A 20,465-nucleotide genomic window follows, 5' to 3' on the forward strand; every position below is an offset into this window, starting at 1 on the left:
TACGCGCTATAGCAACAATTGAAACGATTCACACACCGAGCGCACTGCAGTCGTGCGATCGGGTGTGCATTGAGTTTCAATGGCTACTATACTTACAGCGACGCGACCACGTCGTCCGTCGGGGCGATTGTTGCGAACTCACCGCGTAGTTGCGCCAGCGCAGTTCGGTGGACGAGGTCTGATTTGAACTGTTCGCCGTCAAGCGACCGGTCGAACGTCGCTGTCGCGTCGCCCGGAACGACAACGTCGAACCCCCGGTTCTCGGCCATCCGCGTCGTCGTCGAGACACAGTGGTCGGTCGTCAGGCCACAGACGACGAGCGTCTCGTGGCCCCGCTCGCGGAGCCACGCCGCCAGTCCGGTATCGACGAACGCGCCGTTGACGCGTTTCACGAACGTCGCCTCGTCCGGTTCGGGGGCCAGCCCAGACTTGAACGCGAAGCCCGGTTCGCCACGCTGGAGCGGCGAATCCGGCTCCGTCGAGTCGTGTCGGACGTGAACCACGGGCAGGTCGCGCTCCCGCCACGCTCCGAGCAGGCGTACCGCGTTCGCCTCGGCGTCGGGGTTGTTCCGGGTCCCCCACCGCGACTCGTCGAACCCCTGTTGGAAGTCGACCAGCACGAGCACCGGGTCCGCGGAAAGCGAGAGCGGTGCCATCAGTCGGCTGGCTCCGGAGTGGGCGTCTCGATGAGCCACCTCGATTTCGGATGCTCGCGCGTCACTGTCATCGGGCACTCGTCGGGGGCCTGTGCCTCGTCCGAGGACAGCATGTACTGTGGCCATTCGCGGTCGCCCTCGACGCCCCAGTCGCCGATGTCGGCGTGCGGACAGACGCCGTCGTACTCCTCCAGTCGTCCCTGAATGACATCGCGGGCGTGCTGGCCGGCCTCGGTATCAGCCGTCACATTCAGGTCCTCGAACAGCGCGCGGGGCTGGAACGTGATCTCCAGTCCGACCGGACAGTAGCGGCTCTTTCGCGTGTCGTAAAACGGCGCGCGGCAGGTCGGAAACATCGGCTTGCCGCCGAAACAGAACTCCCAGTGCGGGTCGTCCGGATTGGTCGGAATATCCTCGGGCCACGGCACCGGGTCGTGGACGTGGAGGAACTGGAGGATATGCCAGAGTCGGTCGTGGTACTCAGCCTCTGTCAGCGGCCGCCCGGGCGGCCGGAAAAACGTCACCAGTGAGGCGCGCTCGCTGTGGTCCTGGTAGGTGTCGAGGTATTCCAGTAGCGTCTGGCCGAGGTCGAACAGCGCGGCGGGGTCACTCATCGACGGGACGGCCGTGTACAGTGGGTCCCCGTCCCGGACTGACTCCGCGCCGAAGAAACAGGGGAACGGCGTGTCGTTTCGTTCGCCGGTCAACCCCTCGCTGAAGGTCCGCCAGTGGTCGGCGACCCAGTCGGGCGCGACCCCGCGCTCGACCCGGTCGGCCAGCGTCGCCTGGTCCACGAGCCTGCCGACGACTGCGTCGGTCATGTGTCGGTAGTGGGGCTACACCGGAATTTAGCTGTCGCTTTCGGCGCGTTCCCCGGCGTGTTCTATACGTTTAGCCACCGATGTCTCGCCGCGCTGGACGACTGGACAGCAGGGTAGACGAATATCCAGCGACTGGTCCGTTCGGTCCTTCTCAGGACGGGACGACGGTAATCGTGCTGCCGCGGTCGATGGCCCGCTCCACGACCTTTTTCTGCGTCGGGTTGCTTCGTTCGCTTCGCTCACTGCAGGAACCACTCCTGGAAAAACGTCGACGAAAAAGACCGACGGTTCGGCCTCCGGCCTCACGTCGGTGAACCCCCTCGCTTCGCTCGGCGGACAGGTAGCAGAATCGGTTCTGACAGCCGGGCTATTCTACGACGGCACGACGGTAATCGTGCTGCCGCGGTCGATGGCCCGCTCTAACTCTTCGGCGATGCCCGACCCGCGCGAGACCTGTATCTCGCCGCCGCGTGAGACGGTCGCGGTGAACAGGTACTCGCCGTCGGCCTGCAGTTCGACCGTATCGCCGGCGTGGCCGTCGAGCGGGACAATGACGTGCCGGGAGGTGACCTCCGGCTGGACGATTTCGCCCTGCTTGCCGCCGGACTCGGTCTGGGGACCGCCCGACGGGCCGGACGGCCGTTCCTCGAAGGTCCGAACGTCGATGTCGATGCCGAGGCGGTTCTCCACGTCGGAGATGCGACCCCCGCCCTTCCCGATGACCTGCGAGATGTCGTCGTCCTCGACCCAGACGACGGCGGTGTTCGGCCCGCGGAGTTCGACCTCGACGTGGCCCCGCGCGATGGAGCGAATCTCGCGTTCGACCTCCTGTTTGGCGAGGCGGTCGACGCCGGAGTCCTGCTCGTCCTCGTCGTCGTTGAGCGGGACGGTGACGACTTGGCGGTTGAACGTGTAAATCTCGTATTCGGGCCGACCGGTTTCGAAGTCTTTGACCATGATGACCGGTCGCGCGAGGTCCTCCTCCATCAGGCCCTGCGGGACCTTGACCTCGGTCGAAACGTCGTAGACGGTGTGGACCTCACCTGCCTCGATGTAGACGACGGTGTCGACGATCTGGGGGATGAGCCCGAGTTCGACGCGGCCGATGAGCCGCTGGAGCGCGTCGATGGCGCGGGTCGCGTGGACGACGCCGACCATGCCGACGCCGGCCAGTCGCATGTCCGCGAACACCTCGAAGTCGTCGGTCTTTCGCACCTCGTCGTAGATGGTGTAGTCCGGCCGGACCATCAGCAGCGAGTCGGCCGTCTTCTCCATCGACCCGCCGAGTTCGGTGTACTGCGTGATGTTCGGCCCCACCTGCAGGTCCCGCGGTTTCTCCATCGTCTTGACCGCGTAGTCGGCGTCGACGAGGAACTCGCCGACCGCCTGCGCGAAGGTGGACTTCCCGGCCCCGGGCGACCCGGAGATGAGGACGCCGCGCTGGTGTTCGGTAAAGCGGTCCCGAAGTTCGTCAGCGTACTCGTAGTCGTCGAGTTCGGTCTTGACGATGGGCCGGACGGCCGTGATTTCGAGCGCGTCCGAGAAGGGCGGTCGCGCAATTGCGATGCGGTAGTCCCGGAACTGGGTGATCGTCATGCCGGGTTCGTCGAGTTCGAGGAAGCCCTCGGGCGAGGCGCGTGCGCTCTCCTCGATATCGGCGGCGTACTCCCGGAGTTCGCTCTCGGTCGCGGGGTCGTCTCGAACCGGCGTGTACTGCATATCGCCGATAGACCCCTTCTTTGCGTAGGGCTGGACGCCGACCTTGAGGTGGACGCTCATCGTCCCCTCGTCGAAGAAGTTCTCGATCTGCAGGCGGTCGACGGTCCGTTTGACCGGCTCGACGAACTCCACGGCGAGCCCTTTCGCGCGGGCGACCTCGGCCTGTACGTCGTCGCTGGTCACGAGCGTCGCGTCGCGGTCACCGGCGATATCGCGGATGAGCGCGTCGATCTGTCCCTCGCCGGCCTCCCGTTTCTCGATGGCGTCGGGCCGCCGGCCGACGTACTCCACGTCGATGAGGCCCTCTTCGGCCAGGTCGACGAGCGTCTGGAGTTCTTCAAGCCCCTCCCAGCCCGTCTCGCGGCCGTCGTTCGCCTGTGCTTCGAGTTCGCCGACGACGGCCTCGGGAACGACAACCGTCGCGCCGGCAAAGCCCATGCCATCGACATCCGTGTCGGGGTCGGCATCAGCCGTCACTTGGTCGGACACGCGGCCGTCGATGACCACGCTCGTGTCCGGTACAATTTCCATACGCGAACGTTGGAGACTGCCGTTGATAAGGGTGTGGAGTCCGCACGGCTACGGGCTACGTTCGCTGGTGCCCGGCCGTGGGTCGAGCGTCACCGCACTCGTCGGCCCGAATCGCGTTCCTCGGTTCGCTGTGGCACGTCGCCAACGCTATCGCGGACATCCTGTTGTGCGGCACAGCGGACCCGCTCCTGAATCACTCAGCCGCGTCAGCGGTCGGGAGTTCGACGACGGCGACGGCACCCCGATCCCCGTCCGCACGGTCCTCGAACCAAACGTCGCCGCCGTATCGGTCGAGCATCACGCGGACGAAGTAGAGGCCGAACCCGACAGACCCAGAGCCATCGGACGTGACTGACTCCCGGAAGATTTCGCTTTTCTGGTCGTCATCGATGCCGGGACCGTTGTCGGCGATACGGAGAGTAACGGCCCCCGAATCCACGCTGGCGGAGACGGTGACTGTCGGTGCCTCGCTGTCGTTGTGCTCGACGGCGTTCTGGAACAGGTTCTCGACGACCGACCCGAGCAGGCTGTCGGCACGGACAGCCGGGAGCGAGTCGGCTTCGACGGTGACAGTCAGGTTGTCGTGGCCCTGTCGGAACTTCGCGGCCTTCTCGGCGAGGACCGCTTCGAGGTCGACCGCTTTGAGGTCGCTGTCGTCCTCGCCCGCCACGGTCTGTGTCACCGACCGGACCTCCTTGGCCATCCGCGCGAGGTCATCCGTCCACTCGTCGATGGTCGCCACGCGGTCGGCAGCCTCCCCCTCGACGAGTCCGTCGAGTCGGTCGACGTGACCCTGAACAACCATCAGCCCGTTGAGCAGGTCGTGTCGCAGAGCACTGTTGAAAAACCGGAGTTGCTCGGAGCGCATCTCCAGTAGTTCGCGGCTCTCCCGGAGCGCGTGCTCCTTTGCGACCCGGTCAAGCGCGTTTTCCGTCGTCGTCGCAAGCGTATCGGCGAAACGACAGTCGTCGTCGGTGAACCCATCGTGGTCCGGGCCTGCACTGATCCCCAACACGCCATGGTCTCCGAGCGGGTACAGTAGCGACCCGCCGATGTCGACGGGCAGTTGGGTGTCCGACGTTTCTATCGGCGCGCCGCGTCTCGCTTCACCCGATTCGAACACCTGCCAGACATCGCTGTCTCCCGGCTCAACGGCAGGGTTTTCGGGCACGTCTCCGCGTCTGTATGCGTCGGCGAGCGCGTCGGTGAATACCGCTGACCGAAGGACGTTTGCGTCCTCGTCGTACACCATCGTTCCCGCGTAGGGGTACTCGAGTAATTCGTCGACGGCAGTCACCGCGATTTCCAGCACTTCCTCGGGTGTCTCGGCGCTGAGGAACCGCTGGGAGACTGACTGAAGACTCGTGAGCGTTCGCTCACGCTGCTTCTGGAGCGTGATATCCCGTAACACCAGGACATACCCCTGTTCGCGGTCGTACTGGTCACGGATCGGTGTCTTGTTGAGGTCGTACATCTTGGCTTCGCCGCCGTCCGTGCTGACTGTCCCGTCCGCCAACACGTGCTCCTCCCCGTTCCGCGCGGCATCAAACAGTCCGGGGAGAACACGGTTTATCGGCGTCCCGACCGGTGACTCTCCGTCGAGGAGCTGGGTCCCGGCCGGGTTCGCGTCGATGAGCCGTGCCGACTCATCGAGTATCATGACAGGGTCGTCCATCTCTTCGAGGACGATGTCTGGCGCGAGCGGTTCGACGCTAAGGAAGTCATACCGGAAGAGCGCGAGTGCGATGAGGACGGCCTCGACAGAGAAAAACATCGAGGTCAGATTCAGTCCCGGATGCGGACTGAATCCGGCCTGGAAGGCGATGTTCCCGACGAGGGTAACCAACACCGCCAGCAGTATCACCGCGGTCTGGCGCCGGAAGATGTTCTGCGAGGAGATGAGAAACCGAGCCAGCAGGCCCAGCGAGACGAGGATAGGTGGGTACGCGAAGAGGAGCGGCCAGATAGAGGACGGCCCCTGTGACGCGACGACCGGTAATGTGAGACCGTTGACCGTCCGAACTGGGATACCACTGAGAGTCACCGTCTCCAGCACCACTACTCCGCCGACGACTGCGTAAACGGCTACGAGTGCCCGTCGCCGTCCGCGGGTGAGCACCGCATCGTGGCCGGTATAGACAAGCGTGAAAAGCAGGAAGTACGCCGGTGCGAGTAAGAGCAGTCCGGTGGACGCAGCCAACAGGACGCCTGAAATCGGTGACCGTGGAGCGACGACGGTCCCGGCCGCACAGAGGCCGGCCAGCCCCGGTGGAATCGCCATCATCGATAACGGATGCGAGGCGGGGTGGTCACGATGCCGGCGAGCGACGTAGCCGACACCGAGTCCAGCGAGGCCACCTCCGGACAGCACAGCGGCGACGAGCAAGACGGGCGTAAGCCGCATTACAACTCAATCATCGACCGAATCCCGTGTATCTTCCTCCCCCGTTATCAAATTAGAAACTTACCGGTCCGATACCTGCCGGGTCCGGGGGACTCTTGCCCCACCGCACACTCCCGCTGGTATGAGCGTCATTGACCTCACCGAGGACCTTGTCGCGATTCCCAGCCATGCGGACGAGTCCACGGCAGGGGCGTTCATCGCTGAGTGGCTCCGTGAGCACACGACTGGCGCGGTAAACCGCGACAGCCACGGCAACGTCATCGCCCGCAAGGGACAGGGCGACGACTCGCTCGCCCTCGTCGGCCACCACGACGTGGTCCCGCCGGACGGCTCGCAGGTCGATGCTGACGGCGAGTACGTCGTCGAACAGCGCGACGGTCGCCTCTACGGTCGGGGCGCGGCGGACATGAAAGGGTGTGTCGCCGCGGCGATGCTGGCCTTCCGGGACGCCGACCCCGCCGGCGAACTGGTCTTCGTCTCCTTCGTCGGCGAGGAACAGGGCGGGGTCGGTTGTCAGGCGGCCATCGAGGACGGCTTCGCGCCCGACTACGCCGTCGTCGGCGAGGGGGCGACCGGCTACTCCGCTCCCGGCACCACGGATGTCGCCGTCGCGCACAAGGGCCGGCGCGGGTCGACACTGGTCGCTGAGGGAGCGGCGGCCCACGCGAGCGAACCCGACGCCGGCGCGAACGCCATCTACCGCGCGACCGATGCCGTCGACGTGGTCCGGGGTCTCGACTTCCCGTCGACGTCCGTGCTCGGCCACGAGATGAGCGGGAGCGTCGCAGTCACCGAAATCGACGGCGGATCGGCCTGGAACGTCATCCCCGAGCGCTGTACGGTCACCGTCGACGAGCGGACAGTCCCCGGCGAACGCGCGCCGCTCGACCGCGCTGAAGCCGTCGACGGCGTGACCTGGCGCGTCGACCAGGACCTCCCACCGATGGCCTGTGGCGACGCCGACTTCGCCGACGCGGTGCTCGACGCCGCCGCTGATGCGCAGGACAGCGCGCCCGAACACGTCGTCAAACCGCACGCGACCGACGCCGGCTGGCTCGCTCAGGCCGGAACGGACTGTGTAATTGTCGGTGCGGCCGAACCCGGTGAGGCACACACCGCCGACGAGAGCGTGTCGCTGGCGGTCATAGAGCGGTGTCGGGACATCTACGAGCGCGTCGCCGAGTCGTGGCCGTCCGAGTGACTGTCGACTGTGCCGTGTCGCCATGATAGGGCCTGTTCGTTAGTGCACCCCTTACCGGCGGCATCGGGTCTTTACCGTCGCCGGCCTAACCCCGCCGTATGGCAACAGCGAGCGAGGACAGCGAGTCCACGTACGAGCAGTTCCTCGACCACGTCCGCCGCCTCCACTACGTCCAGGACGCCGGCGGCGTCCTGAACTGGGACCAGCAGGTGATGATGCCCGACGCCGGGACGCCGGCCCGGGCGAAACAGACTTCGGCTATCTCCACGCTCCATCACGACCTGTTGACCGACGACGCTCTGGCCGAGTGGCTGGACGAACTCGACGAGGCCGACCTCGACGCCGAACAGGCGGCCGTCGTCCGGGAGGTCCGCCGGGACCACGAGCGGGCGACGAAGGTCCCCGCCGACCTCGTCGAACGCATTTCGGAGGCGTCCTCGAACGCCCTGCCGGTCTGGAAAGAGGCCAAGGCCGAGGACGACTTCGACGCCTTCGCCGACACGCTCGAAGAACTGGTGGAACTCCGCCGGGAGTACGCCGAGGCCATTGACCCCGACCGCGACCCCTACGAGGTTCTGTTCGAGGAGTACGAGCCGTACCTCGGCATCGACACCGCTGAAGAGGTGTTGACTGACCTGCGAGACGCGCTCGTGCCGCTCATCGACGACATCGCCGACAGCGACGTGACCCTCGCGGACCCGTTCGAGGGGACTTACGACGACGACACCCAGCATGGCCTCGTTGAGACTGCGCTCGACGACCTGGGCTACGACTGGGACCGCGGCCGCCTGGACACCGCCCCGCACCCGTTCTCGATGGGGACGCAGTTCGACGCCCGCGTCACCACCCGTTTCACCCCCGAGGACCCGCTGGACGCGCTGGGGTCGACCATCCACGAGTTCGGCCACGCCACGTACACGCTGGGCCTCCCGCAGGAGGCCTACGGCACGCCGCTGGGCGACAACCGCGACCTCTCGGTCCACGAGTCGCAGTCCCGTTTCTGGGAGAATCACGTCGGCCGCTCGCGCCCGTTCTGGGACTTCTTCGCCGACACCGCCAACGACCGCCTCGGGACCGACGCCACCGCCCGGGAGTTCTACGAAGCGGCCAACGAGGTGTACGACGACAACCTCATCCGGGTCGAAGCAGACGAGCTAACGTATCACATGCATATCATCGTCCGCTTCGAAATCGAGCGGGACCTCATCCGCGGGGACCTCGACGTGGCGGACGTCCCGGCGGTCTGGAACGACAAGATGGAGGAGTACCTCGGCGTTCGTCCCGACACCGACGCCGAGGGCTGCCTGCAGGATATCCACTGGACGAACGGGGCCTTCGGCTACTTCCCGACCTACACGCTCGGCTCGGTGCTGGCCGCACAACTCGACCACCACGCTCGACAGGACATCGACGGCTTCGACGACCACGTCTGTGCTGGCGAGTTCGACCCCATCCACGACTGGCTCACCGAGAACATCCACCAGCACGGTGCTCGCTACCGGACCGACGACCTCGTCGAAGAAGCGACCGGTGAATCGTTCACCGCTTCCCACTTCCTCGACTACGCCGAGGAGAAGTACCGGTCGCTGTACGACTGCTGACACGACGGTCGACGAACGCCGTCCCAGATATCGACTCTGATACTATTGGGCTACTCGTTTTATATTCCCCGCCCATCGTGTCGACTACTATGGCTGAGAGACCGACGGAAAACGTACAGGGGCAAACGGGTGCGGGGCTTGACACTGACATCGAGGACGAGGTCGCGGAGAACATCGATACGGAGGCTGGCTACAACCACACCGCTGCAAGCGAAATCCAGACGATGCTGGCCGAGGTAGAGGGGTCGTCGGTCGGAATCGCGGAGGAAACTGCCGACATCCGCGAACAGGCCGCCGAGCAGTACGAGAGCCTGACAGACATCGCAAACGAGGTGTCGAACCTCTCGGCGTCGGTTGAGCAGATCGCCTCGTCGTCCGAAGAGGTGTCCGCGGCCTCCCGCGAAGCGAAGGAACTCGCCGAGCGCGGGCAGGGGAACGCCGACGAAGTCCACGAGGCGATGGAGAATATCCAGCAGGCGGCCGACAGCGTTGCGGAGGATGTCAAGACGATACAGCAGAGCGTTCAGGAGATCGACGAGATCGTCGACGTCATCAACGACATCGCCGACCAGACCAATATGCTGGCGCTGAACGCGTCCATCGAGGCCGCGCGAGCGGGCGAGGCGGGCGAGGGGTTCGCCGTCGTCGCTGACGAGGTCAAGAGCCTCGCCGAGGAGTCACAGGAGCAGGCGACGACCATCGAGCAGATGATCGACGGCATCCAGGACGACACCGAGAACGCCGTCGAGAGCCTCGAAGAGAGCAACGACGAGATCGACGAGGGGATCGACACGGTCGAGGAATCGACCGAAATCCTCGAAGAGATAGACGACACCGTCCGCGAGGTCAACAACGGTATCGAGGAGGTCGCTACAGCCACGGACCAGCAGGCCGCCTCGACTGAGGAAGTGGCCAGTATGATCGATCAGTCCACGGGCGCAGCCAAGGACATCGCCGACAGCACGGCCGATATCGCCGAGGAATCCGACGAGCAAACAGACCTTCTCACAGACATCAATCAGGCGATGGACGACCTCGTCGCGGACCTCCAGCGCAACAACTGAACAGCCTGCACACGTCGGCCATACAGTTCGAAACACCCGAGACGAACCAGTCGTTTATTCCTCCGGGTGGCATACTGCCACTATGCGACCGGATCTGGACCCAGAACAGCTTGACCGCTATTCCCGGCACATCATCATGAACGACGTCGGGCCGGAGGGCCAGGCCGCGCTGCTCGACACCGACGTGCTGGTCGTCGGGGCCGGCGGCCTCGGCGCGCCGGTGCTCCAGTACCTCGCGGCCGCGGGCATCGGCCGGCTCGGCATCGTCGACGACGACACCGTCGAGCGGTCGAACCTCCAGCGGCAGGTCATCCACGGCGACGACGACGTGGGGCGGCCGAAAGTCGACAGCGCCGCCGAGTTCGTCACCGGCCTCAACCCCGACGTGACCGTCGACCGCCACGAACTGCGGCTGGCGCGGGAGAACGCGACCGACCTGGTGGCCGACTACGACATCGTCGTCGACGCCTCTGACAACTTCGCCACGCGGTTCCTCGTCAACGACGCCTGCACGCTCTCAGGCACGCCCTTTTCCCACGGCGCTATCTTCCAGTTCGAGGGACAGGTGACGACCTTTTCCGGCGACAGCCCCTGCTACCGCTGTCTGTTCCCGGAAGCGCCGCCGGAGGGGACCGTGCCGGACTGCGCGACCGCGGGCGTGCTGGGCGTGTTGCCGGGCACTATCGGGTGTATGCAGGCGACTGAAGTCGTCAAGCTCGCCATGGACTACGGCGAGACGCTGGATGGCCGGCTCATCGCCTACGACGCCGCCGAGATGTCCTTCGAGGAGGTCCCCGTTGCGGCCAACCCCGACTGTCCGGTGTGTGGCGACGACCCAGCCATCGCCAGTGTCGCCGATGCCAGCTACGAGGGGCGCTGTTCGCTCGCCGAGGACTGACCGGCACACGCTCCACCGCTGTTCTCACAGCTGATACTGTGGAACCGAGCTTTATGCGCCGATAGCCGCGAGTATCGGTAGCGACTCCCATGTCCCGCCCTGATCACGCGTCTCACCCTCTCTCGGTTCGCCTCCAGAAACCCGGCTACGTCGAACTTGTCTTTTCGCTGGTACTCGTCTGGGGCTTTGGCGACGCGATGTCGACGCTGTTCGCCGCACGCTTCGCGGGGCCAGGGCTGGAGGCGAATCCCTGGATTCGGGCGCTGCTGTTTCACGAACCGCTGCTCGTCGTCGCGCTGAAGATGGCGGTCGTCCTGTATGTCGGCGTCGTCCTGCTGGAGTGTCGTGACGTGGTCGAGCGGGTCCCGCTGTGGCGGGCCTGGCTCCTCGGTGTCGTCGCTGTCGGCGCGGCTGTCGTCCTCGGCAACACCTACGTCGGCCTGGCCGCGGCCGCCGCTTAGGCCCGAACGGTCCCGAGTTCGACGGCGGCGTCCCGCGGCGGCGTCTCGAACAGGTCCGGGTGGACGAGCGCCGCCAGGAACTCAAGCGTATCGACCAGTCGCGGCCCCGACCGATTCACGTAGTGGTGCCCGTCCATCACGTACGCCCGGCCCTCTCGAACCGCGGACAGGTCGTCGAAGCCGGGGCGGTTGGTCAGGTCGGCGAGGTTCTCACGGGTCTGTGCCACGTCGAAGCCACAGGGCGCGGTCACCAGCACCTCGGGGTCGTACTCGCGGAGTTCGCCCCACTCGCGCGGCCGGGAGTGTGCGCCCGACGCTTCCATCCCGTAGGTTCCGCCGGCCGTCTCGACCATTTCGGGGACCCAGTGGCCGGCGACCATCACCGGGTCCAGCCAGTCCAGCACCGCCACGCGGGGCCGCGTCTCGGCTCGCGCCGCTGTCGTTTCCACCGCCGCGACGCGGTCCCGGAGGTCCGCGACGAGGTCGGCGGCGCGGTCGTCGCGCCCCACCGCCGTGCCGACCCGGTGGATGGACTCGAACAGGTCATCGAGGCTGTGGACATCGAGCGTCAGCACGTCGGCGTCCAGTCCCAACTCCTCGACGGCCTCGGCGACGATGACGTGGTCGACAGCACACACGTCACAGACGCCCTGCGTGACGATGAGGTCCGGGTCCAGTTCGGCCAGCGTGTCGCGGTCGATGGCGTAGACGCCGTCGCTCTCCTCGGCAGCCGCGACCTGCTCGTTGATCTCGCCACTCGATGCCGTCGGGTCGACGCGCGACCGATTGACCGACGGCTTCTCGCGGGCTGCCGGCGGATGGTCACATTCGTGTGAGACACCGACCGGCTCGACACCGAGCGCGTAGACGATTTCCGTCGCCGAGGGCAGGAGCGTGACGACTCGCATACTCCGACCTTGGTCCGCGCGGACAAAAACCTGCGTCCGCCACCTCGCACGCTTCGTTACGCTTACCCTCTGTCGCCGACGAGACGCGGGCATGGAAGTCAAGTCGCGACACCACCTCCGTTCGGACGAGGTCGACACCATCACGACGGCGCTGTCGGAGAACCTCGGTGTCGAACTCGACGCGGATAGCTTCGAGAAGGTCGAGTTCGACGACAGCGACTGGGATGTCGTCCTCGTCGACGGCGACCCACTCGTGCTCTACCTCGATGGTGAGCCGTTCCTCACAGTACAGGGAGCCAACCAGCACCCGCCCGAGAAACACGTCGTCACCGTCGACGCCGGGGCCGTCTCCTTTGTCTCAGACGGCGCGGACATCATGCGGCCGGGAATCACCGTGGCCGACGACGACATCAGCGAGGGCGATCTGGTCGTCATCAACGAGGAGTCTCACGGGAAGTTCCTCGCCGTGGGCCGCGCACAGACCGACGGCGACGACATGGTCGGCGACAGCGGCAAAGTCGTCAAGTCGCTCCACCACGTCGGCGACGACCTGTTCGAGTTTTCGGTGTAGGGTAGTTCTGCACTCGCTTCAGTCACACCAGCGGTCGGAGCCCAAACCGGTCGAAGCCACGGTCTACCGTGACTCTGAGGAGCGCTTCGACTACGCCAGCGCCCACGGCAACGCCGAGCAACAGGGGCCAGACGGTGAGATACGACGACAGCGGGTGGAGATGTGTCCCGTAGAGCCACTTGGATACCGTGTTGCCGAGTAGCCAGACTGTCACAAGCACCGGCGTGACGAGCGAAAGGCGACTACAGAGATACAGCGGGACGGCACCGGTGAGAAACATCCCGACGGCGGCATAGCTGGCACCGAACACGAGGGCCGCTGTGTCGTGTGACGAGAAGTGGACGCCGTTTGCAAACAGCCACGACAGCACGCCGATGGCATAGAGGATGCCACCGACGGCTGCGACGGTACTGGGCGTCGACCTGATGGAGGGCAGGCGCATTGGTGTCGGCGTTCGTTCCGTCATCTAAATAACGTTTTGTGCAGCCCACGCCGATCTCGGTCGTCACCACGGCCGATCAGGGTGTGCTGTGGCGATACGTTCGATGGACGAAAAGTTGAAACGGGTAGCGCACGCCGTGAGTGACATGGGACTGATGAGCAAGATCCTCGGAGAGTCTGGATCCTCTCGGAACACCGAGGATTACGTCGAACTGAACGCGAACGAATTCGAGATGACCGGGACGGAACTCGAACGCCAGGTCCGGATCGCCCGTATCAGCGACAAGCAGGACGTCATCGACATCAAAGACGCCGTCTACGACGGCGACGTGGTCGTCGCAGACATTACGCGCCACTCCACGCAGGACCGCACGATGGAACACATCAGCGACGAACTCAAGCAGGTCGCAAACGAGGTCGGCGGCGACATCGTCCAGAAAGACGACGACCAGCTCATCATCACGCCGGCTGGCGTCGGCATCTCTCGGGAACGACTCGGCCGATAGGAGTGTGCTAGCCCGGTCGGCGAGACCTCGTTGTTCGGTTGCTCTTGTCAGCGTATCTCAGTCTAACTGCCGATTTTCGGGGGCTTCAATGCGTTTTTCGGTGTCGCCACGCTAAGGGCGGCAATGACTGAACCGGCGATACGCGCCAGTGGGTTACAGAAGCGGTACGGCGATGTCCAGGCGCTCGACGACCTGGAACTGACAGTCGAGCAAGGCGAGTTCTTCGGGTTGCTTGGCCCGAACGGCGCCGGCAAGACGACGTTCATCAACACGCTGGTCGGCCTCGTCCACAAGGACCGCGGAACAGCCGAAGTGTTCGGCTTCGATGTCGAAGACGACTACCGCGAGGCCCGCGACCGCATCGGCGTCGCACCACAGGAGTTCAACGTCGACCGTTTCTTCCCCATTATCGAGGTACTGGAACACAAGGCGGGCTACCACGGCATCGGCCGGGCCGAGGCCCGCCAGCGCGCTGAAGACGCGCTGAAGACCGTCGGCATCTGGGACAAGCGGGACACGCGCTTCGACTGGCTCTCCGGCGGGATGAAACGCCGCTTCGTTCTCGCGCGTGCGCTCGTTTCGAACCCGGACCTGCTCATCCTCGACGAGCCGACGGCGGGGGTCGACGTCCAGCTCCGGCACGACCTCTGGGAGATTATCAACCGGATGAACGACGCCGGGACCACAATTCTGCTGACGACCCACTACATCGAGGAGGCCGAACGCCTCTGTGACCGGGTCGCAATCATGGACGAGGGGCGGAAAGTCGAGGTAGCGACTCCCAACGACCTGATGGCCCGTGGCACGGACACTATCGTCCTCGACCTCGCCGAGACCCCGCGGACGGCCCCGCGGCTCGACGTGGAGGGCATCACCGACGTCGAACTGACCGACGAGGGGCTGGCCGTCACCGCGATGGGCGGGAGCCAGACCGCGCCGGCCATCATGCGCGAACTCGAAGCCCGGGGTCACACCGTCACCTCGCTTGACATCCGCCGCGCGTCGCTCGAAGAGGTGTTCGTCGACATGACCCGCGACGACCGCGAGTACGCGGAGGTGTCCGCATGAACGAGAACGCGACGCAGTTCCTGACGCTGGCCCGGCGAGAAGTGCTCCGGTTCGTCCGCCGCCCGTACAACACCTTCCTCCCGCCGATTATCACGAACGCGCTGTATTTCTCCGTGTTCGGCGTCATCCTCGGGAGCCGAATCGGCGAAATCGCGGGCGTGAGCTACCTCCAGTTCGTCCTGCCCGGGCTGGTCGTACTGGGGGCCATCTCCGATAGCTTCGAGAACGCCTCCTTCACTATCTTCCACGGGCGCTGGAACGACTACATCCAGGCCGTCCTCACGTCCCCGATGTCCAACCGCAGCATGGTGGCGGCCTACGTCTCGGCCAGTGCGCTCCGGGGCATCGTCACGTCGCTGCTCATCGTCGGCGTCGGGCTGATATTCACGTCTGTCCCCGTCGCCAACCCCGTGTATCTCGTTTCGTTCCTGCTGGTGATTACCACGCTGTTCGGCGGGCTCGGCATCATCGGCGGCCTCTGGGCGAGCGACTTCGACTACCTCACGGTGATGAACCAGTTCATCCTCCGGCCGCTGGTGTTCTTCGGTGCGGTGTTCTACTCGCTCGAAGTCCTGCCGGCGTTCTGGCGGAACGTCTCGCTACTCAATCCCATGGTATACATGGTTAACGGCGTGCGGTACGGCATGATCGGCGTCACCGAAATCGACCCGAACACGTCGCTGGCCGTCCTGACCGGGACGACCGTGGTCGTGCTGTCAATCGACTACGTGCTGTTCAGGCGCGGCTACGGACTCGCCGAATAGCGCCGCTCTGGTCCGGGCTGGATTCTGCCGTCAATATTGCGCCAATAAAACGGGAGTGCCGTCTCGATAACTGACCTGGCCGCGAATGCCGGATTGGGTCCGCTCCGGCGGGCGGACAAACTATGACAGGCTGCCCCGGAATCCGCGTCCGTGGCAACACGAGGGGTGTCTCGTGCCCCGGATACTTGTGAGCGCCTCCGGGTAAGGCGTATGTGAATGTATGCCACAAGCGTATTTAGATGTGACGCCCGTCTGACGCCGAGTGATACTGGCGGCGCTCGACGACGGGTTCGAAGAATTTCCGAACGGCTACGCGGACCGTGCTGAACACGATAGCGCAGTGCCGGCCTGCCGATGTTCACGGACTGCGCGCACCCGGTTGCCGTCGTTAGACGTTGTCCGGGGCGTCGGCGTCGTCTTCGACCGACCGCTTCAGCGAGTCACGTCGCGCCTTTGCGTCCCGGTCGGTCGCCTCCTCTAGGAAATCGTTCTTGATGGCGACGGCGTCCTCGGCCGCGTCGACATTGCCCTCGGCGATGACCTCTTCCGCCGGCCGCTCGTCGATGTGGAGCGCGAGTTTGTCCTTCTTCGAGCCGTACTCAACGCGGCCCGCGACGACCCGTTCGAACACGGGGTTGTCCGGGTCGTCGACGACCAGCAGGTCGTTGCCTTCGTACTCTTCTGTATCGGTTACTTCGCCGAAGTACTCCTCGACGAACGCTTCCATGTCAGGGACGCGGTCTTCGAGATGCTCGCCCCGTCGCATCTTGTACTCTCGCATGGGCGAGTTTTTGCGAGGGGCTGTCTTACCCTTTGCGTTCACTCCTCGTCACGGGTGATAAGTGACCCCTTGTGACACTCCGGACAGAAGTCCCCGGCACGCAACGATGTCGACTCCACTTCGGTAGTGAATCCACACTCCGGACAGGCGAACTCGCCTTCCGGAACGGTCACGGCGCTGTCGCTGGTCGGCTCGACGCTCGAATTGTCGTCCGCTCCGGTGTCGACCGGCATCGTCTCCGGCGACCAGCCGTCCCCGTCATCTCCCGGCTCATCGGGCCACTCACCGGGCTGTCGGTCGTCGCCAGCCGGCTCTGATTCCTCTTCCTCGCCGAGAATGAGTCCGTCGTCTTTCTCCGGGTCGGTCTCGTCTTCGGTTACCGGTTCCTCGCTCTCGGCGTCCGGGACGTCGACCGTCGTCGACGGTTCGTCCAGTTCCACGTCGCCACTTTCCTCGTCGCCCTCGTCGCTGTCGTCGATGATCTCGGCGTCGTCGGCCGATGGATCGACCGGCTCCCCGCCGTCCGTGTCGTCGAGTCCCGTGTCCCCCGGCGCTTCGACCGGGTCGTCGACGCTGTCCCAGCCGTCAGACCCCTCTGCTCCCTCGTCAGTGGGTTCGGATGTGCCAGCAGCCGGTTCGTCTGCCGGCGATGACTCGGAGCTCGTCGTTTCGGATTCGGACTCGTCTTCGACGAGATCGCTGGCGATATCCGACGGAGTCTCGATGGCCGTTACCTCCTTGTTTTCCGAGACAATCCGTGTATTTCCACACCGCTCACAGGTCTCCCGTTCCTGGATGGTGATGACGACTTCGCTACCCTGCTCTTCGCGCTCGCGCTCGACGGTGGTCTCACCGTACTTGTGCCCGAGGACGGAACATTTGAGACCCATTGCCAGAACTTCCCACCGTGGCGTACTTAAACTCTGCCCGTTGGCTCGACCGCTCGTGACAGAACGCTACCCTGTTTTGCGACGCTGCTATGTTAATTTCAATCTAGTTTGTGAAATTTTATAACTAATACCGGTGCTACGCTACGCCAATGCAGCGGATGACGACGCTCGTGGTGTCGGTCCTCGCCCTCTCGGCGCTTCTCGGTGGAACAGCGATGGCGACCGAGAACCAGCCACCGCTTGCTGACGCCGGACTGGACCAGTCTGTCGAGCGAGCGACGACGGTCCAGTTGGACGCCAACGGCTCGCGCGACCCCGATGGCACAGTTGAAGGATTCGAGTGGACCATCGAAGCGCCGGACGGCACAACACGAACGCCCGACTGCCCGACCTGTGCCAAAACGACGTTTACGCCGTCCGAAACCGGCCAATACAACGTCACTGTCACTGTCACTGATGACGACGGGGCGTCGCGTTCGGACACACTCCACGTCGACGTGGTGGCCGCCGGTGGACCGTCAGTCTCAGTTTCGGCCCCATCCGCAGTTCCCGTTGGCCTCCAGCGAAATCTGACCGCCAACGTGACTGCCGGCGATGCCGACCTCCGAACGCTCGCATGGGTCGTCAACGGCACCGCTCGGAACCAGACACGACTCGCCGGCGAGAACGGGACCTCAACCATCACGCACACGTTCAACGAATCCGGCTCTGTCTCCGTCCGTGCGGTCGCCTACGATGCTGCTGGACGGCGCGGCGTCGCTAACCAGACGATTCGGGTCGCTGGCTCGTCCGGTACTGGTGGCAGTCCTGGTGGTAACGACTGCCCCGGTGGTAGCGGTGCCTACTACGTCGACGGTGAAAACAAGGGCTGTACGAGTGCCGCTATGGCAATCGGCGATACGTGGGTCGACACGGATGGCAAACCAGGGCTGTGGGTTCACGTCGACAACGAGCTCACGCAGGTTATCAAACCGGAAGACATGAACGACCTGTCCGCAGACGGGAAAGGGGGCACGTTCACCCAAGCAACTATCGATGAGGTAACTGAGGAGGTGGACGATAGCCGGGATAACTATGCCGATAGCGGCGGCGGCGACGACGACAGTTACGAGGACACGACTAGCACTGACAGCAACTCTAATAGTGACGGGAATACCCGCCCCGGCTCCAGCGTTCCGAACAACATGATGGACCCGGACGATGATACCAGCGAGGATGAAGATGGTGGTGGCTATGACTGGGACTCCAATGACGACGATGATGACAGTAGTTCCAGTGATAGTAGTAGCGACGACAGCAGTAGTGATGATGACGATGACGACGACGATGGCGGCTTGCTCGGCGGTCTGCTCGGTGGTAACGACGATGACAGTGGTAGCGACGACAGCAGTAGCGATGACGACGATGACGATGGCGGCGGTTGGTTCGGCGGTGGGGGTGATGACGATGACAGCAGTAGTGATGATGATGGCGGTGGCGGCGGGTGGCTCGGCGGCTTCTGGTAACTGTATTTAATTCAGGTATTAAACTTGGGATTTATAACAGATAACGGCTAAGTTTTTAATAGGATGAACCGAAAGCACAAGACCGGAGAGGTATTCGCCTACCTGTTTGCGACAGTTGCAGGGACGCTCCTGCTTCCAGTCGTTGCTCCGGTTATCATGTGGACGAACGCCCGTGGGTATGCAGACGACTACTCATGGTTGCCCGGTATCCAGTCCGGCGGTGGGGTCACGAGTGCCCTAGCCGCGTTCGTCTACGTGGTTGCCTTCGCTGCCCTTATCGGTGGAGTTGCGTTTTTCGCCTCCAGCGGTGGAAGTGTGCTTGATTCACCATCGGCAGGAGCGGACGGTAGTGGATTGGGTGTCAGTGCAACGCCGACCCCAACTGAAGCCCCGACGCTCCCGCCTGTTGAAGAAGAAACCAAGGATGCAGACCCCAACAACGAAACTCAAGAACCATGATGAAGACTAAGACTCTCTTTAGCACTGTCGCTATCGTCCTCCTGATTATGTCTGCCGGGTGTTCGGGCCTCACGGGAGGCAGTGGACCAGCTGAACAGACATCGACGCCAGAGGCCACGCCTACTGCAACGCCCGAAGCCACGCCTACCGCAACGGCAACGGCCGAAGCTACGCCCGAGGCTACTGAAACGCCAACGCCCGAGCCGGTAGTCACTGAGTCTGACAGCGACGAGCCAACCAAGGCAGAGAAGTTTGAGAAGTTCGATGAGAATCTCCGAGATATGTATCGGCTAAGTAACAGAAGCAAATATCTTAAAGGAACAAGAGCGTTCCCGGAGAACGACACGTATCATCTGACGGTTGAAATGCGGGATACTACGAACCGCACTAAAACCGTTAAGGACCGGAGAGATCCGCTCATCAAGTATTATGTTATTGTCGAAGGCTACAATGAAAACGGTAACATCTACCCAGAGCGGGACCACACGTACGTCCCCGATACGTTCAATATAACGTTTGTTACCGAGGACGGTGAAGTGTTCCAGACGTATTACGTGAAATACACTTGGGCGTGGAAGTATTCCACTGGGGACTGGTCGATGCGAGTCCTACTGGGGAAGTATGGCTCGACCGTTGAGGACGGGCCGGGCTACCATGACAAGTGGAAGTAGAGAACCGGCTACCTCAGGATTATGAGCCACAGAGCGTTTTCTGGTGACGACCGGGCCGCTCAGGAGTCAGCCAGATCTATTTTCTGTCGGCGATCGTCAGAAAGAGCCGGTTACAGAAGCTAAGGAGGACGGACGAGCGAAACGGCAAGCCCTGTCTTCGACACCGTTGTTGTACAATTCGCTGCACAAGGTGTGCATATCACAATTCCGAGGGACAAAGATTAGACCCAGCCGGTTTTAGAGGGACATATGAGAGCGAAGCCGGAGTATCGTGACCGGGACGACACTGAGGTTGCGGTGCTCGATGCGCTCGCTGACCGCCGCGACGAGGGGATGACTGTCTTCGAGCTTCGGTCGCGGACGGAAGAGAATATCGACCGCATTGAGGACGCGCTCGCTGCTCTCAAGGCGGACGACCTCATCGAGGTTGAGGATAACGGAGAGCGCACTGTCATTCTCCCGGGAGAGGGTGTGGTGGGTGAGTCGCTGCCGGACAAAGACGAGTCGATTCTCGACCAGATCCGCAAGCGGCTTCCACTGTAGCC

21 protein-coding genes are annotated in these 20,465 nt (G+C 63.8%); 13 read left to right on the top strand and 8 right to left on the bottom strand.

All coding sequences use genetic code 11. The features are described from left to right. Positions 1-92: 92 nt before the first annotated feature. From AMS69_RS06530 to AMS69_RS06545, 4 genes are all read right to left on the bottom strand, one after another. Positions 93-656: a cysteine hydrolase family protein gene (locus AMS69_RS06530; protein ID WP_053967273.1), complete on the bottom strand. Its 564-nt coding sequence runs from the start codon at positions 654-656 to the stop codon at positions 93-95. Beyond that, positions 656-1,477, bottom strand: coding sequence for a YqcI/YcgG family protein (locus AMS69_RS06535; protein WP_053967274.1), 822 nt, complete (start codon positions 1,475-1,477; stop codon positions 656-658). The genes AMS69_RS06530 and AMS69_RS06535 overlap by 1 nt, the downstream gene beginning before the upstream one ends. A 372-nt stretch (positions 1,478-1,849) precedes the next feature. Continuing rightward, the gene (locus AMS69_RS06540; RefSeq protein WP_053967275.1) at positions 1,850-3,727 is read right to left on the bottom strand and encodes a PINc/VapC family ATPase; all 1,878 of its coding nucleotides are present in this window, start codon (positions 3,725-3,727) and stop codon (positions 1,850-1,852) included. Positions 3,728-3,920: 193 nt separating this feature from the next. Further along, the gene (locus AMS69_RS06545; RefSeq protein ID WP_053967276.1) at positions 3,921-6,131 is read right to left on the bottom strand and encodes a sensor histidine kinase; all 2,211 of its coding nucleotides are present in this window, start codon (positions 6,129-6,131) and stop codon (positions 3,921-3,923) included. Between the two features lie 121 nt (positions 6,132-6,252). Here AMS69_RS06545 and AMS69_RS06550 point away from each other — a divergent pair, with 121 nt between their 5' ends. From AMS69_RS06550 to AMS69_RS06570, 5 genes are all read left to right on the top strand, one after another. After that, positions 6,253-7,332 carry a M20 family metallopeptidase gene (locus AMS69_RS06550; RefSeq protein WP_053967277.1) on the top strand — a complete coding sequence of 360 codons (1,080 nt, stop codon included), beginning with the start codon at positions 6,253-6,255 and terminating at the stop codon, positions 7,330-7,332. Between the two features lie 98 nt (positions 7,333-7,430). Continuing rightward, positions 7,431-8,933 (top strand): carboxypeptidase M32, encoded by a 1,503-nt coding sequence (locus AMS69_RS06555; RefSeq protein ID WP_053967278.1) that lies wholly within the window; start codon positions 7,431-7,433, stop codon positions 8,931-8,933. Positions 8,934-9,391: 458 nt separating this feature from the next. Then, complete coding sequence (locus tag AMS69_RS21260; RefSeq protein ID WP_449271413.1) at positions 9,392-9,997, top strand: methyl-accepting chemotaxis protein; 606 nt, start codon at positions 9,392-9,394, stop codon at positions 9,995-9,997. An 82-nt stretch (positions 9,998-10,079) separates the two neighbouring features. Further along, positions 10,080-10,895: an SAMP-activating enzyme E1 gene (gene ubaA, locus AMS69_RS06565; RefSeq protein WP_053967280.1), complete on the top strand. Its 816-nt coding sequence runs from the start codon at positions 10,080-10,082 to the stop codon at positions 10,893-10,895. A gap of 89 nt (positions 10,896-10,984) precedes the next feature. Next, entirely contained in the window at positions 10,985-11,356 is a 372-nt protein-coding gene (locus AMS69_RS06570) for a hypothetical protein (RefSeq protein WP_053967281.1), read from the top strand. Here the strand turns inward: AMS69_RS06570 and AMS69_RS06575 are convergent. Further along, complete coding sequence (locus AMS69_RS06575) at positions 11,353-12,264, bottom strand: cobalamin-binding protein (RefSeq protein WP_053967282.1); 912 nt, start codon at positions 12,262-12,264, stop codon at positions 11,353-11,355. The two genes, AMS69_RS06570 and AMS69_RS06575, sit on opposite strands and share 4 nt — an antisense overlap. A 91-nt stretch (positions 12,265-12,355) precedes the next feature. Between AMS69_RS06575 and AMS69_RS06580 the strand changes: the two genes are divergently transcribed. Then, complete coding sequence (locus tag AMS69_RS06580; protein ID WP_053967283.1) at positions 12,356-12,835, top strand: RNA-binding protein; 480 nt, start codon at positions 12,356-12,358, stop codon at positions 12,833-12,835. 22 nt (positions 12,836-12,857) lie between these two features. Here the strand turns inward: AMS69_RS06580 and AMS69_RS06585 are convergent, their stop codons facing one another. Next, entirely contained in the window at positions 12,858-13,277 is a 420-nt protein-coding gene (locus tag AMS69_RS06585) for a hypothetical protein (protein WP_053967284.1), read from the bottom strand. A 145-nt stretch (positions 13,278-13,422) separates the two neighbouring features. Here AMS69_RS06585 and AMS69_RS06590 point away from each other — a divergent pair, with 145 nt between their 5' ends. From AMS69_RS06590 to AMS69_RS06600, 3 genes are all read left to right on the top strand, one after another. Continuing rightward, on the top strand, positions 13,423-13,782 hold the full coding sequence (locus AMS69_RS06590) for a cell division protein SepF (RefSeq protein ID WP_053967843.1): 360 nt from the start codon (positions 13,423-13,425) through the stop codon (positions 13,780-13,782). A 123-nt stretch (positions 13,783-13,905) separates the two neighbouring features. After that, positions 13,906-14,850, top strand: coding sequence for an ABC transporter ATP-binding protein (locus tag AMS69_RS06595; RefSeq protein ID WP_053967285.1), 945 nt, complete (start codon positions 13,906-13,908; stop codon positions 14,848-14,850). Then, positions 14,847-15,614, top strand: a complete 768-nt coding sequence (locus AMS69_RS06600) for an ABC transporter permease (RefSeq protein ID WP_053967286.1) — start codon at positions 14,847-14,849, stop codon at positions 15,612-15,614. The genes AMS69_RS06595 and AMS69_RS06600 overlap by 4 nt, the downstream gene beginning before the upstream one ends. A 388-nt stretch (positions 15,615-16,002) precedes the next feature. Here AMS69_RS06600 and AMS69_RS06605 read toward each other — a convergent pair whose 3' ends face one another. Together AMS69_RS06605 and AMS69_RS06610 are read right to left on the bottom strand one after the other, a co-directional pair. Next, positions 16,003-16,395, bottom strand: a complete 393-nt coding sequence (locus AMS69_RS06605) for a DUF5611 family protein (RefSeq protein WP_053967287.1) — start codon at positions 16,393-16,395, stop codon at positions 16,003-16,005. A gap of 38 nt (positions 16,396-16,433) precedes the next feature. Next, on the bottom strand, positions 16,434-17,285 hold the full coding sequence (locus AMS69_RS06610) for a DUF7093 family protein (RefSeq protein ID WP_053967288.1): 852 nt from the start codon (positions 17,283-17,285) through the stop codon (positions 16,434-16,436). Between the two features lie 149 nt (positions 17,286-17,434). Between AMS69_RS06610 and AMS69_RS06615 the strand changes: the two genes are divergently transcribed. From AMS69_RS06615 to AMS69_RS06630, 4 genes are all read left to right on the top strand, one after another. Then, entirely contained in the window at positions 17,435-18,790 is a 1,356-nt protein-coding gene (locus AMS69_RS06615; protein WP_053967289.1) for a PKD domain-containing protein, read from the top strand. Between the two features lie 63 nt (positions 18,791-18,853). After that, a complete protein-coding gene (locus AMS69_RS06620) occupies positions 18,854-19,249 on the top strand; it encodes a hypothetical protein (protein ID WP_053967290.1) in 396 nt (131 codons plus the stop codon). Then, complete coding sequence (locus AMS69_RS06625) at positions 19,246-19,920, top strand: hypothetical protein (protein WP_053967291.1); 675 nt, start codon at positions 19,246-19,248, stop codon at positions 19,918-19,920. Before AMS69_RS06620 ends, AMS69_RS06625 begins: the two co-directional genes overlap by 4 nt. 249 nt (positions 19,921-20,169) lie before the next feature. Then, positions 20,170-20,463, top strand: a complete 294-nt coding sequence (locus AMS69_RS06630) for a DUF6432 family protein (RefSeq protein ID WP_053967292.1) — start codon at positions 20,170-20,172, stop codon at positions 20,461-20,463. The last annotated feature ends 2 nt before the right edge of the window (positions 20,464-20,465 follow it).

Origin of the sequence: Haloarcula rubripromontorii (assembly GCF_001280425.1) — an archaeon.
GTDB classification, from domain to species: Archaea; Halobacteriota; Halobacteria; order Halobacteriales; family Haloarculaceae; genus Haloarcula; species Haloarcula rubripromontorii.